The 12,859-nt window shown below is 67.6% G+C and carries 11 protein-coding genes and 1 pseudogene; 11 read left to right on the forward strand and 1 reads right to left on the reverse strand.

Going from position 1 to position 12,859, the window contains the following annotated elements; translation table 11 throughout:
• Nucleotides 1-623: class I SAM-dependent methyltransferase (locus tag N7590_RS20350; protein WP_279935840.1), on the reverse strand; the 623-nt coding region annotated here is incomplete at its 3' end.
• A gap of 345 nt (nucleotides 624-968) precedes the next feature.
• Between N7590_RS20350 and N7590_RS20355 the strand changes: the two genes are divergently transcribed.
• The 11 genes and pseudogenes from N7590_RS20355 to N7590_RS20405 all read left to right on the forward strand — a co-directional run bounded on the left by N7590_RS20355 (nucleotide 969) and on the right by N7590_RS20405 (nucleotide 12,429).
• Complete coding sequence (locus tag N7590_RS20355; protein ID WP_006452013.1) at nucleotides 969-1,583, forward strand: phosphatidylcholine/phosphatidylserine synthase; 615 nt, start codon at nucleotides 969-971, stop codon at nucleotides 1,581-1,583.
• A gap of 22 nt (nucleotides 1,584-1,605) precedes the next feature.
• Nucleotides 1,606-2,700 (forward strand): class III poly(R)-hydroxyalkanoic acid synthase subunit PhaE, encoded by a 1,095-nt coding sequence (phaE, locus tag N7590_RS20360; RefSeq protein ID WP_279935841.1) that lies wholly within the window; start codon nucleotides 1,606-1,608, stop codon nucleotides 2,698-2,700.
• Nucleotides 2,697-3,764, forward strand: a complete 1,068-nt coding sequence (gene phaC, locus N7590_RS20365; RefSeq protein WP_164241854.1) for a class III poly(R)-hydroxyalkanoic acid synthase subunit PhaC — start codon at nucleotides 2,697-2,699, stop codon at nucleotides 3,762-3,764. Before phaE ends, phaC begins: the two co-directional genes overlap by 4 nt.
• 33 nt (nucleotides 3,765-3,797) lie before the next feature.
• The gene (locus tag N7590_RS20370; RefSeq protein ID WP_053511285.1) at nucleotides 3,798-4,166 is read left to right on the forward strand and encodes a YfeK family protein; all 369 of its coding nucleotides are present in this window, start codon (nucleotides 3,798-3,800) and stop codon (nucleotides 4,164-4,166) included.
• 66 nt (nucleotides 4,167-4,232) lie between these two features.
• Complete coding sequence (locus tag N7590_RS20375) at nucleotides 4,233-4,436, forward strand: PspC domain-containing protein (protein WP_006452007.1); 204 nt, start codon at nucleotides 4,233-4,235, stop codon at nucleotides 4,434-4,436.
• Nucleotides 4,433-4,882, forward strand: a pseudogene (locus tag N7590_RS20380) (hypothetical protein); the annotation flags it as partial. The gene N7590_RS20375 and the pseudogene N7590_RS20380, both read left to right, overlap by 4 nt.
• Nucleotides 4,883-5,090: 208 nt before the next feature.
• Nucleotides 5,091-5,306, forward strand: a complete 216-nt coding sequence (locus N7590_RS20385; RefSeq protein WP_006452005.1) for a hypothetical protein — start codon at nucleotides 5,091-5,093, stop codon at nucleotides 5,304-5,306.
• 207 nt (nucleotides 5,307-5,513) lie between these two features.
• Nucleotides 5,514-7,901, forward strand: a complete 2,388-nt coding sequence (locus N7590_RS20390; RefSeq protein ID WP_164242949.1) for a Tex family protein — start codon at nucleotides 5,514-5,516, stop codon at nucleotides 7,899-7,901.
• Between the two features lie 208 nt (nucleotides 7,902-8,109).
• Nucleotides 8,110-10,293, forward strand: coding sequence for a PAS domain S-box protein (locus N7590_RS20395; RefSeq protein ID WP_279935842.1), 2,184 nt, complete (start codon nucleotides 8,110-8,112; stop codon nucleotides 10,291-10,293).
• A gap of 95 nt (nucleotides 10,294-10,388) precedes the next feature.
• Nucleotides 10,389-11,072 carry a response regulator transcription factor gene (locus tag N7590_RS20400; RefSeq protein ID WP_053450133.1) on the forward strand — a complete coding sequence of 228 codons (684 nt, stop codon included), beginning with the start codon at nucleotides 10,389-10,391 and terminating at the stop codon, nucleotides 11,070-11,072.
• Nucleotides 11,050-12,429 carry an ATP-binding protein gene (locus N7590_RS20405; protein WP_164242948.1) on the forward strand — a complete coding sequence of 460 codons (1,380 nt, stop codon included), beginning with the start codon at nucleotides 11,050-11,052 and terminating at the stop codon, nucleotides 12,427-12,429. The genes N7590_RS20400 and N7590_RS20405 overlap by 23 nt, the downstream gene beginning before the upstream one ends.
• Nucleotides 12,430-12,859: the final 430 nt, after the last annotated feature.

The raw sequence follows: 12,859 nt of genomic DNA on the forward strand, positions 1-12,859 counted from the left end.
AAGTGCTTGTCGCGGGCCTGGCCATCGTTGCCGGGTGCGGTTTCGCGGTGGCTGCGCCAGGCAGAAACGCCGAACCCGGCGACACGCAGCGCCAGCTCCACTGCATCCAGTTCGTGCAGCTGGAAATCGGCGGTGAACGGCAGGCTGCGCATGAAGGTGGCATCGCCGAAGGCCAGGCATAGCCGGCCACCCCGACGCACGACCCGTGCCAGTTCGCCCAGCACCGGCGCCAGGTCTGGCCAGAAGTACAGGGTGTTGACGGCCAGTGCCGCGTCCATCGCGGCATCGGCGATCGGCAGGGCATGGGCGTCGCCATGACGCATCCCGGCCCGCTCGGCCAGCCCGGCGGCGGTGAGTTGCCGGTTGCCGGCCTCGACCATGGCAGTGGACAGCTCGATGCCCAGGTAACGGCTGTCGCTGGCCTGCAGAAGCAGCGGCGCAAACGCAGCGTTGCCGGGGCCGATCTCCAGCACCCGTTCGCCTGAGGTCACCGCCAGCAGGCCGATCGCGGCCCGGTTGAGCGCGCCATTGCTGCGGTTCATCGATTCGGCCACAGCCTGTGCGGCGTCGCCGTGGGGGTGCCGCAGCTGCGCGGCCAGGGTGGAAGCATCCAGCATCATCATCGTCCGTCGCGGGAATCTGGACGTGGCGGCGGCGGGGTCCGCCGACGACCATAGCGCTGCCTTCGCAGCTTGGGAAGTAGGGGAACCCCGCTTCAGGGTGATGAGGAAATGTCCAGCGTCGCAGTCGGTGAGATCTGGTTGTCCACAGGGGGTGTGGATTACGCGTGGGCAACTTTGTGGATAAGCGGCGACAGGCGCCACCCCCCTAGGCTGTCAAGATGGGTGGCGAAAAATTCACCGCCGGTGAGGACAGGTGAGGGAGCGGTGAAGGATCGGCGCGGCCAGTGCTGTCGCCAGCGGCGGCGCTCGCGGTAACCTGTGGGCCTTGATGCTCCGTGAGACCCCATGAAACGTCACTTCTCGATGCTGCGCGAATTCCAGCTGGCCGACTGGTTCACCCTGGCCAATGCTTTCTGCGGCACCGGTGCGGTGTTCGCCGCAATGCGCTTCCTGCAGGACGGCGAGCGCGGCTACCTGATGTTCGGCATGGCGCTGATCCCGCTGGCCTTCATCTTCGACGCGCTGGACGGGCGCATCGCGCGCTGGCGCAAATCCAGCTCCACCCTGGGCCGCGAGCTGGATTCGCTGTCGGACGTGATCTCCTTCGGTGTGGCCCCGGCCGCACTGGCCTATGCCTGTGGCATGCAGGGCGGGTGGGACTGGCTGGTGCTGAGCTATTTTGTCTGCTGCGGCGTCAGCCGCCTGGCGCGCTACAACGTCACCGCCGAGGCAATGACGGGCGACGAGGGCAAGGTCACGTATTTCGAGGGCACCCCGATCCCGACCAGCCTGGTACTGGTGATCGTGCTGGCGATCGCGGCAGGCACCGGCGCCATCGGCCAGGAAATCTGGTTCGGCCAATGGCAGATCGGCCCGTGGCAGCTGCACCCGATGGTGCTGCTGTTCGCCCTGTCCGGGTCGCTGATGATCAGCAAGACCCTGCGTATTCCCAAGCCATGACCCAGCCTTGCGGAGGCCTGCGATGACCAGCTCGGCCCACGATGCCGGCAGCAGCGATTTCGAAGCCCTGGCCCGGCAGTACTTCGGCGCCTGGGGAGATGCCCTGCGCCACGCGGCGACGCCTGGCGCCCCAGCTGGCGATGGCCCGGGCAGCTGGCAGCGGCTGTTCGACGGGTGGGGCCAGCTGCTGCCCGAACAGGGGCCGGGCGCGCCGGAAGACGCGGTGCGCCGGTTCCGCGAACAGGCCGGTAGCTGGTACGGCACCATGCAGGACGTGGCCGCGCGATTCGCCGGCCGCGACGCCAGCAGCGCCGACGTGGCCCAGGCCTGGCGCGAGGCGGTGCAGGGGCAGGGCGATGGCATGCTGCAATGGATGCTGCAGGGCGCTCGTGGCAGCACCCACGCCGGCGCCGCCGTGCCCGAATTCGCCGCCTGGCTGCAGCAGTTCCAGTTGCAGGCGGGCCCATGGCTGCAGAGCCCGGCATTTGGTCCGGGCCGTGAGCACCAGGCGCGCTGGCAGGCGCTGCTGCGCGCGCAGGAGGAATACCAGCAGCATTCGCGCGCTTACGTCGAGCAGATCAAGCAGGCGCTGGACGAGGCCTTCGCGTTGTTCGAGCAGCGCCTGGCCCAGCACGAGCAGCCCGGCAGCCAATTGACCAGCGCCCGCGCGATGTTCGACCTGTGGATCGAAGTGGCCGAAGAAGCCTACGCCAAGGTCGCCCTATCCGAGCCGTTCCAGCAGGTGTACGCCTCGCTGGGCAACGCACAGATGCGCCTGCGCGCCGGCCTGCAGCGCGAGGTGGAACAGATGAGTGAGCGCGTCGGCCTGCCGACCCGCAGCGAGATGGACGCCGCGCACCGCCGCATCGCCGAGCTGGAGCGCAGCCTGCGTCGGCTGCAGGCGCAGGTGGCGGTGCTGGCGGGTACCGCCACCGTGGATCCCGTGGCGCAGCCGGCCCCGGCGAAAGTGAAGCCGGCCGCGCGCAAGGCGGTGAAGAAGGCCGCACCTGCCAACAAGGCGGCCCCCAGCAAGGCGCCTGCAAAAAAAGTGCCCGCAAGGAAGGCGCCTGCGAAGAAGGCCGCCGCCCGCACCTCGTCACGGACGCGTGACCGATGAAGGGACCGCTGGGCTTCAACGCCGACGACCTGATGCAGGAAACCCTGGCCATGCAGCGCAAGCTGCTGGAAGGGCTCACGCTGCTGCCGCAGGTGGAGGACGTGGATTATGGCGTGACCGCCCGCGAGGAAGTCTGGCGCGACGGCAAGGTGGTGCTGTACCGCTTCGTCGGCGAACAGGCGCCGACCCGGCGCACGCCGTTGCTGATTGTCTACGCGCTGGTCAACCGGCCGTACATGGTCGATCTGCAGGCCGATCGCTCACTGGTGCAGAAGCTGCTGGCGCTGGGCCAGGACGTGTACGTGCTGGACTGGGGCTACCCGAACCGCTCCGAGCGCTTCCAGACCCTGGAGGATTATCTGCTGCGCTATGTCGATGGCGCGGTGGACGTGCTGCGCCAGCGCAGTGGTGGACCGGTGGACCTGCTCGGCATCTGCCAGGGCGGCGTGTTCGCGCTGTGCTACGCCGCGCTGCGCCGGCACAAGCTGGGCAAGCTGATCACCATGGTCACCCCGGTCGATTTCCAGACCGCCGACAACATGCTCTCGCACTGGGCGCGGCAGGTGGACGTGGACCTGCTGGTCGACACGCTGGGCAACATCCCGGCCGATCTGATGAATGCCAGCTACCTGATGCTCAAGCCGTTCCGCCTGAACGTGCAGAAGTACGTGGGCCTGCTCGACATCCTCGATGACAAGGCCGCGCTGGAGGATTTCCTGCGCATGGAGAAGTGGATCTTCGACTCACCGGATCTGGCAGGCGAAGCGTTCCGTGACTTCATCAAGCAGTTCTACCAGGGCAATGGATTGGTGAACGGCACGGTGCGGATCGGCGAGGAGGCGGTGGACCTGTCGCAGGTGACCTTGCCGGTGCTGAACATCTACGCCGAGCAGGACCATCTGGTGCCGCCGGATGCGTCGCGTGCGATGCGCGGGCGTCTGGGCACCGAGGACTACACCGAGTCCAGTTTCCGCGGCGGCCATATCGGTATTTACGTGTCCGGTCGCGCACAACGCGAAGTGCCGGCCACGATCGATGGCTGGCTGAAGGCTCGCGACCTGTAGAGTCGAGCTTGCTCGACTGCCCTTGGGGGGATGATGACGTACCGGATTTCGTTGATTCTTGCCGCACTGCTGGCGGCACCCCTGGCCCACGCCGCCCCCGGCCCGCAGGCGCAACGCGAGATCGCCCAGTTGATCTCCAGCCTCGACGGTTCGCAGTGCCGGTTCCAGCGCAATGGCAGCTGGTACGACGGCAGCGATGCGCGCGCGCACCTGCAGCGCAAGTACGACTACCTGCTGAAGAAGGACATGGTCGACAGCGCCGAGCAGTTCATCGAGCGCGCGGCCAGCCAGAGCAGCATGAGCGGCAAGCCCTATCGCATCCAATGTCCCGGGCAGCCTGAACAGACGGCTGCGGCCTGGTTCGGCGCCCGCCTGCAGGCCCTGCGCCAACGCGCGCCGTAGACATGGCCGGGGTGTAGAGTCGAGCCGCGCTCGACTGCGCTTTCTGGTTCCCGAGGAGATGCCACCATGAACACCACGCCACGCACGCTGTCGCGTTCGTTGAACGACCGCATGATTGCCGGCGTGATGGGTGGCATTGCCCATCGCTTCGGCTGGAATGCCACCCTGGTACGGATCGTGTTCGTGCTGGTCTCGATCGGCTCGGCGGCCTTCCCCGGCATCCTGGTCTACCTGATCCTGTGGCTGCTGATCCCGAACGAGGCCGATTGAACGCCACCTCCCGGCCCTGGCCACTCTGGCTGCGCGCGCTGCAGGTGCTGGGCGCGGTATGGACGCTGCCCAATACGCTGATCGGCCTGATCGGTGGCCTGGCGGGCCTGCTGGGTGGGGCGACGCTGCGCTGGAGCGCCCGCGACTGTGCGCTCATCTTTGATCACTGGCCGTGGGGGCCGGGCGGGGCGATCACGCTGGGCAATGTGATCCTGCATACCGGGCACGACCTGGGCATGTCCTGCCGCACCTATGCGCATCAGGCCGGGTGGGGCGTGGAGCCGCTGATCCGGCTGGACGACCACGAGCGCGCGCACGTCTACCAGTACCTGGTGCTGGGGCCGTTGTACCTGCCGGTGTACCTGCTGTGCGGCGGGGTGAGTGCGCGCAATCCGTTCGAGCGTGCGGCGGATCATTACGCCCGGTTCGGGCAGGGTTGGTGGCCGTTGGCGGGAATCCGCCGCGGATTCGTTAGTCGGAAGTTAAAGATCCGTAAGCATTCTGCTGCGATCCCGCAGTCATCTGCATGCAACCGATCGTCATTAGCCTTCGTGACGTTCCAGTCAGGTTCGACGCGGTAAGCTCTCCCTCGATGAGCTCGCAGCATCGCTCATCGAGTGCAGTACGCAGTAGCAATTTGGAGGAATACATCACATGGCAATCGTTCTTTATGTCGGTGGTAGCAAGGATGGCGAGAAGGGCGTGGTGCCCTACGGCTTCAGCAAATCCCGCGCCGACACCGCGCTGGGGCCGGAGTTCTACACGGAGCGGTTCATGGAACTGCAGGGTGTCGGCAAGGTCCGCCTGATGGCCCTGGAAAGCATGCGTGACGACATCGTCATGCAGCGCGCCGCCCGCCACTACCGCTGACCTTCGCAACACGCGGCAGGGCGCGCCCACCATCGTGCGCCCGCGCCGGCATCCCAGCCCAGGGCCGGTCCGAGCCCTCTCTCCGCCAGGATGCCGGCGTCCACTCCGGGGACGCCGCTGAACCTCGCCGCCTGTCAATGCCTTGTCCGGCTCCGTCGTCGGTTGCCAGAATGGGGTCTTCCCGTAACGCGGCCCAGACCTGAAGCAATGCACGACGCCAAGAACGCCCAGAGCGCGCTCGCCCAGCAGATCGCCCAGACCATCGCCGACGAGATCGGTGCCCAGTCCGCCCAGGTACGTGCCGCCGTCGGCCTGCTCGACGAGGGCGCCAGCGTTCCGTTCATCGCGCGCTACCGCAAGGAAGTGACCGGGGGCCTGGATGACACCCAGCTGCGCAACCTGGAAGTGCGCCTGACCTACCTGCGCGAGCTGGAAGACCGGCGCGCGGCGGTGCTGGCCAGCATCGGCGAGCAGGGCAAGCTCAGCGACGAGCTGCGCAACGACATCCTGGCGGCCGATACCAAGAGCCGTCTGGAAGACCTGTACCTGCCGTACAAGCCCAAGCGCCGTACCCGCGCGCAGATCGCCCGCGAGGCCGGGCTGGAGCCGCTGGCCGATGGCCTGCTGGACGATCCGACGCAGGACCCGCAGGTGTTTGCTGCCAGCTTCGTCGATACCGACAAGGGCGTGGCCGATACCAAGGCCGCGCTGGAGGGCGCGCGCGCGATCCTGATGGAGCGCTGGGGCGAGGACGCCGCGCTGGTGGGTGAGCTGCGCACCTGGCTGGGCGAAACAGGGGTGATCCGCGCCCGCGTGGCCGAGGGCAAGGAAACCGAAGGCGCCAAGTACCGCGACTATTTCGAGCATGCCGAGGCACTGGCGAAGATCCCGTCGCACCGGTTGCTGGCGCTGTTCCGTGCGCGGCGCGAGGAAATCCTGTTCCTGGAGCTGGACCCGGGCAACGATGCCGAGGTCGGCCACCAGTACGCCGAAGGGCGCGTGGCGCGCAAGGCCGGCATCGCCGACCAGGGCCGAGCCGCTGACCGCTGGCTGCTGGATGCCTGCCGCCTGACCTGGCGCGCCAAGCTGCACACCCACCTGTTGCTGGACCTGTTCAACCAGGCCCGCGAGAAGGCCGAAGCCGAGGCCATCGCAGTCTTCGGCGACAACCTCAAGGATCTGCTGCTGGCCGCGCCGGCCGGCCCGAAGACCGTGCTGGGCCTGGACCCGGGCATCCGCACCGGCTGCAAGATCGCCGTGGTCGATGCCACCGGCAAGCTGGTCGCGACCGACACCATCTATCCGCACGAGCCGCGCCGGCAGTGGGACCAGTCGCTGCAGACGATCAAGCAGCTGTGCGCCAAGCACAACGTGGAACTGATCGCGATCGGCAACGGCACCGCCAGCCGCGAGACCGACAAGCTGGCCGGTGAAGCGATCAAAGCCGCCGCCAACCCGAAGCTGCAGAAGGTGGTGGTCAGCGAGGCCGGCGCGTCGGTGTACTCGGCCTCCGAATTCGCGGCCAGGGAGTTTCCGGACCTGGACGTGTCGCTGCGCGGTGCGGTATCGATCGCGCGCCGCCTGCAGGACCCGCTGGCCGAACTGGTCAAGATCGAACCCAAGGCGATCGGCGTGGGCCAGTACCAGCATGACGTGGACCAGTACCGCCTGGCCCGGGCGCTGGATGCGCGGGTGGAGGACTGCGTGAACGCGGTCGGCGTCTACGTGAATACCGCCTCGGCTGCGCTGCTGTCACGCGTGTCCGGGCTGTCGGCCACGGTGGCCGAGAACATCGTGCGCCACCGTGACGACAACGGCCCGTTCAAGCGCCGCAAGGACCTGCTGAAGGTCGCGCGCCTGGGCGAAAAGACCTTCGAGCAGTGCGCCGGCTTCCTGCGCATCGCCGATGGCGACCAGCCGCTGGATGCCTCGGCGGTGCACCCGGAAGCCTACCCGGTAGTGGAGCGCATCGTGGCCAGCACCGCGCGGCCGATCAAGGCGCTGATCGGCGACGGCAGCTTCCTGCGTGGGCTGAAGGCCGAGCAGTTCACCGATGCCACCTTCGGGGTGCCGACCGTGCGCGACATCCTCAAGGAACTGGAGAAGCCGGGCCGCGACCCGCGTCCGGAGTTCAAGGCCGCACGCTTCGCCGAGGGCGTGGAGGACATCAAGGACCTGCGCGAAGGCATGGTGCTGGAAGGCGTGGTGAGCAACGTGGCGGCCTTTGGGGCCTTTGTCGATATCGGCGTGCACCAGGACGGCCTGATCCACATCTCGGCGCTGTCCGATACGTTCGTGAAAGACCCGCGTGACGTGGTCAAGGCCGGCGACATCGTCAAGGTGAAGGTGCTGGAGGTGGACGTGGCGCGCAAGCGCATCGCCCTGACCCGGCGCCTGGACGACACCCCCGGCCAGGCCACCAGCCGCCCGGGCCAGCGCGACGAGCGCGGCCAGGGGCAGGGGCCGCGCCGTGACGTGGGCGGCCAGAACCGTGGGCCGAACCGCGGCCAGGGCAATGGCGGCCGCCCCGGCCCGTCGGCAGCACCGGCCAACAATGCCCTGGCCGAAGCCTTCGCCCGCGCCAAGCGCAGTTGAGGATCGTGGCCCCCGTCACGGTTGATCCGGGGCGGGGGGCTTGTCGGTTTTCCCCGTGATTGCGCACACTGGCGCTTGAGGGGAGGCGTTCGGCCCCCCCGCTGTCGCTGGGGAGGGCCATGACGCCAGCACGACCCGCCGTCTTCGTTGCAGGCTGCAGCGCGCCGCTGCGGCAGATGCGTGCCTGCGCGGGCGGGGGAACGGGTTGATGGCGGGCCAGGGAAACAACGGCAACGGGCTGCTTGAACGACGCCTGCAGGAGTTGGCCGAAGAGCGGCGCCGGCTGGCGATGATCATCGACGGCACGGCGGCCGGTACCTGGGAGTGGAACGTGCAGACCGGCCAGATGCGGGTCAATGCACGCTGGGCTGAGATCGTCGGCTACCGCCTGGAAGAGCTGCAGCCGATCTGCCAGGAAACCTTCCTGAAGCTGGTGCATCCGGATGACATCGCGTTGTCTGATGCCGCGCTGGAGGATCATTTCGCGGGCCGCAGCGACAACTACGCCTGCCTGCTGCGCATGCGGCACAGGAACGGCCAGTGGATCTGGATCCAGGACCGCGGCCGGGTCTTCGAATGGGATGGGCAGGGCCGGCCGCTGTGGATGGCCGGCGCACATGCCGACGTGACCGAGCTGCAGCAGGCGCGGCAGGATGCGGCCGAAACCCGCCAGCGCCTGCAGGCGGTGGTCGATGCGTCCGACGAGGTGGCGGTGATCGCCACCGATACCGATGGCACCATCACCCTGTTCAATACCGGTGCGCAGCGCCTGCTGGGCTACAGCGCTCCGGAGGTGGTCGGCCAGCGCCGGCTCGACGCCTTCCATGATCCGGCCGAGCTGAACGCCTGGCTGCAGCCGCTGGCCGATGCCGAGGGCAATCTTCCGGGCGTGTTCGAGGCGCTGAGTGCGCGTGCCGACGGGCAGACCTACTCGCGGCAGTGGACCTTGCTTCGCAAGGATGGCCAGCCACGGCAGGTGCGCCTGTCGATCAGCCGCATGGATGGGGCCAACGGGGTGCGCATCGGCTATGTCGGCATGGCCATCGACATCACCGAGATCCTGCAGGCCCGTGCCGAGGCCCGCCTGTCGGCGGAAAAGTTCGCCGGTGCGTTCACGTCCGCCGCGCTGGGCATGGCCCTGGTTTCGCTGGAGGGGCTCTGGCTGGACGTGAACGACGCCCTGTGCCGGATCCTGGGTTACCCGCGCGAAGAGCTGCTGCAGGTCGATTTCCAGCGCCTGACCCATCCCGACGATCTGCAGGCCGATCTGGCGCTGGTGCACGACCTGCTGGCCGGGCGGCGCAGCCACTACCACCTGGAAAAACGCTATCTCGACCGCGATGGGCGGGTGATCTGGACTCGGTTGTCGGTGTCGCTGGTGCGCAACGAGCATGGCCAGCCGGTGCATTTCGTGTCGCAGATCCAGGACATCACCGCCCAGCGCAGCAGCGAGCAGCGCTTGTTCGAGAGCGAGCAGCGCAGCCGCCTTACGCTTGATGCGGTGGCTGACCTGGTGCTCAGCGTCAACCTGGATGGTCGTATCGACTATGCCAATGCTGCGGCCGTGCGCATGCTGGCCGGCGATGGCGCACTGTCGCTGGCCGGGCACAAGGTGCAGGACGTGCTGGCGCTGACCACCGAATACGCGCCGGGCTCAGTGCTGGATGTCTCGGTGCTGCTGGACCCGGAAAGCAATGCCGTGGACCTGCATGCCGATCTGCTGTTGCGGCTGGGCACGGCAACGGTACCGGTGGACCTGACCCGCGCGTGGCTGCGCGATGACGAAGGCCATGTGCGCGGTGCGGTCTGGGTGCTGCGTGACGACACCCAGCAGCGTGCGCGCCAGCGCGAGGCGCGGCACCTGGCCGAGATCGACCCGCTGACCGAACTGAGCAACCGCCGTGGTTTCGAAGTACACCTGCAGCAGGCCATCACCCGCGTCGAGCGTACCGGCCAGGCGGCCTCGCTGATGTACATCGACCTGGACCGCTTCAAGCCGGTCAACGACACCTGGGGCCATCTGGCTGGTGATGCCGTGCTGTGGGCGGTGGCCAGTGTGCTGCGCCATGGCGTGCGTGACTCGGACGTGGTGGCGCGGCTGGGCGGTGACGAATTCGCGGTGATCCTGTCCGGCTGCACGCCGCGCCGTGCAGCGCGCATCGGTGGCGAACTGCTGCATACGCTGGCATCGCTGTCCATTCCCTGGGACCAGGACCGGTTGCGGGTCGGTGCCAGTATCGGTGTCGCGCCGCTGGCCGGCGGCATGAGCGTCGACCAGGCTGTGGCCGCGGCCGACGCCCAGTGCTACCGGGCCAAGGCGATGGGCCGCAACAACGTGCAGGTGCAGGGCGAACTGTCCGAGCTGCCGGGTGACGACGGCGAAACGGGCTGAACCGGCCCGCACCGTGGTGGTGGATGAAGGATGTTTCATTTGCCCGTGCCGGCTGATTTGGCGAGCATGTGCCAGTCTCGACTCCAGCGGTGCCCATGTCGCGCGTATTGACCATCGAGGATGACGCCATCACTGCCCAGGAAATCGTGGCCGAGCTGGGCAGCCATGGCCTGCACGTGGACTGGGTGGCCGATGGTCGTGAAGGCCTGGTGCGCGCGGCCAGCGGCGACTATGACGTGATCACGCTGGACCGCATGCTGCCTGGCCTGGACGGCCTGGCCATCGTCACCACGCTGCGGCGGATCGGCGTTGCCACGCCGGTGCTGATGCTCAGCGCGTTGTCCGACGTGGACGAGCGCGTGCGCGGCCTGCGCGCCGGTGGCGACGACTACCTGACCAAGCCGTTCGCCTCCGACGAGATGGCCGCGCGGGTGGAAGTGCTGTTGCGTCGCCGCCAGCAGCCGGCCAGCAACGAGACCGTGCTGCGGGTCGGCGACCTGCAGCTGGACCTGCTGGCGCGCACCGCCCACCGTGGCGGGCGCAGCCTGAGCCTGCTGCCGACCGAGTTCAAGCTGCTGGAGTACCTGATGCGCAACGCCGGGCAGGTGCTGACCCGGATGATGCTGTTCGAGGAAGTGTGGGGCTACCACTTCGACCCGGGCACCAACCTCATCGACGTGCATATCGGCCGCCTGCGGCGCAAGCTGGACCAGGCCGATGCACCGTCGCTGATCCGTACCGTGCGCGGCAGTGGCTATGTCCTCAGCGAAACTGTCTGACGGCTGGCGTTCGTCCAGCAGCCGCCTGCTGGGGCTGTACAGCCTGCTGTTCGTGGCCTGGTCGTGCGTGCTGCTGGGCGTGCTGTACTGGCGGGTGTCGCTGTACCTGGACGAGCTGGCGCAGTCGGCGGTGCTGCAACGCGCACATCTGTTCGAGCACTTCACCGGCGATGGACTGACCGCAGCGCTGCGCGAGAACCGCCGCTACGACCTGCACGGCATCGATGCCTATGGGTTGTTCACGCCCGACGGAAAACCGCTTGCGGGCATGCTGAAGTCGCTGCCGGCACAGCTGCCACTCGATGGCAGCGCACACCCGGTTTCCGGATTGCCCATCGCCGATGTGAACGCGCGAGGCAAGCGCGGCTTCGGTCTGGCGATGCCGACCCGCGACGGCCGCATCCTGGTGCTGGTGCGCTACAGCGGGCCGTTGAACGAGGTCAATCATCTGATTCTTGATGCGCTGCTGTGGGGTGTTTCGCTGACGCTGTTGCCAGGTCTGCTGGGCTGGCAGTTGTTGCGGCGCCGGCCATTGCGCCGCATCCAGGCCATCGAGCAGGCCACTGCGCGCATCGTCGCCGGCGATCTGGGCCAGCGCCTGCCGTTGGCCAACCGCCGCGATGAACTGGACATGCTGGCGACCATCGTCAACGCCATGCTCGACCGCATCGAGCAGCTGATGACCGAGGTCAAAGGGGTATGCGACAACATCGCCCACGACCTGCGCACCCCGCTGACGCGCGTGCGTGCGCAGCTGTACCGCATGCGCCAGCAGGTGGCCGACGGCGATCCACAGTCGCTGCCGCTGGAGCAGGTACTGGAGGAGACCGATACCCTGATGGCACGCTTCCGCGCGTTGCTGCGGATTTCCGAGCTGGAAGACCATCAGCGTCGTTCCGGGTTCAGCATGCTGGCGCCGGACACGCTGCTGCAGGAGATCCACGCCTTCTATGCACCGCTGGCGGAAGAGAAAGGGCAGGTGTTGCTGCTGGAGTTGGCCGCCGATCTGCCGGGCGTGATGGGGGATCGCGGCCTGCTGTTCGAAGCAATCGGCAACCTGCTCGACAATGCGATCCGGTTCGCACCGGAGGGCGGCCGCGTGCAGCTCTCGGCGCGGGTGGAAGACGGCGCGACCTGCATCGCGGTGGAGGATTCCGGGCCGGGCATACCCGAGACGGAGCGCAGCCTGGTGTTCCAGCGTTTCCATCGCGCGGAGGCCAGCAAGGGCGGTGGATTCGGCCTGGGCCTGTCGATCGTGGCAGCCATTGCGGGGCTGCATGGGTTCCGCCTGCAGGTGACGTCGTCCTCGCTGGGCGGCGCGTGCTTCAGCCTGCTGTGCCGGCCGCAGGTGCTGTAGGGGTGTTTTTCTGCAGGACTTGCAGCCCTGCACCTGCTGAAGCAACGTCACCGTCAACTTCAAAAGCCTGCACTCCGTGGGATGGCGGGGTGGGTCCGGTGGCAGGGGACGCCGTGAACCCATCCATGGGGGCTTGGTCGCGCCATCCATGGCGCTCACACCCCTGCCACCGGACCCACCCCGCCTTCGACAGTTTTCCGCGATCTGCCGGAACGGCATTCTGCTCTGGTAGGTGTCGACCTTGGTCCACTGCTCTGGTAGGTGTCGACCTTGGTCGACACGGAAGATCCACGCCGTGCGTGGATGAATCATTCGATATCTGACGGATGTGTCGACCAAGGTCGACATCCACCAACAGCCACGGGAATCTGTCAGAGGTGGGGCGGTGTCGGAGTGCGGGGTGTCAGCCGCATGGGCCCGAGGCATGCCT

Origin of the sequence: Stenotrophomonas sp. GD04024 (assembly GCF_029837545.1) — a bacterium.
In the GTDB taxonomy this organism is placed as follows: domain Bacteria; phylum Pseudomonadota; class Gammaproteobacteria; order Xanthomonadales; family Xanthomonadaceae; genus Stenotrophomonas; species Stenotrophomonas forensis.

Coding starts and splice junctions, on each gene's coding strand:
- N7590_RS20355 (WP_006452013.1), top strand. CDS start 969: ATGAAACGTCACTTCTCGATGCTGCGCGAATTCCAGCTGGCCGACTGG.
- phaE (WP_279935841.1), top strand. CDS start 1,606: ATGACCAGCTCGGCCCACGATGCCGGCAGCAGCGATTTCGAAGCCCTG.
- phaC (WP_164241854.1), top strand. CDS start 2,697: ATGAAGGGACCGCTGGGCTTCAACGCCGACGACCTGATGCAGGAAACC.
- N7590_RS20370 (WP_053511285.1), top strand. CDS start 3,798: ATGACGTACCGGATTTCGTTGATTCTTGCCGCACTGCTGGCGGCACCC.
- N7590_RS20375 (WP_006452007.1), top strand. CDS start 4,233: ATGAACACCACGCCACGCACGCTGTCGCGTTCGTTGAACGACCGCATG.
- N7590_RS20385 (WP_006452005.1), top strand. CDS start 5,091: ATGGCAATCGTTCTTTATGTCGGTGGTAGCAAGGATGGCGAGAAGGGC.
- N7590_RS20390 (WP_164242949.1), top strand. CDS start 5,514: ATGCACGACGCCAAGAACGCCCAGAGCGCGCTCGCCCAGCAGATCGCC.
- N7590_RS20395 (WP_279935842.1), top strand. CDS start 8,110: ATGGCGGGCCAGGGAAACAACGGCAACGGGCTGCTTGAACGACGCCTG.
- N7590_RS20400 (WP_053450133.1), top strand. CDS start 10,389: ATGTCGCGCGTATTGACCATCGAGGATGACGCCATCACTGCCCAGGAA.
- N7590_RS20405 (WP_164242948.1), top strand. CDS start 11,050: ATGTCCTCAGCGAAACTGTCTGACGGCTGGCGTTCGTCCAGCAGCCGC.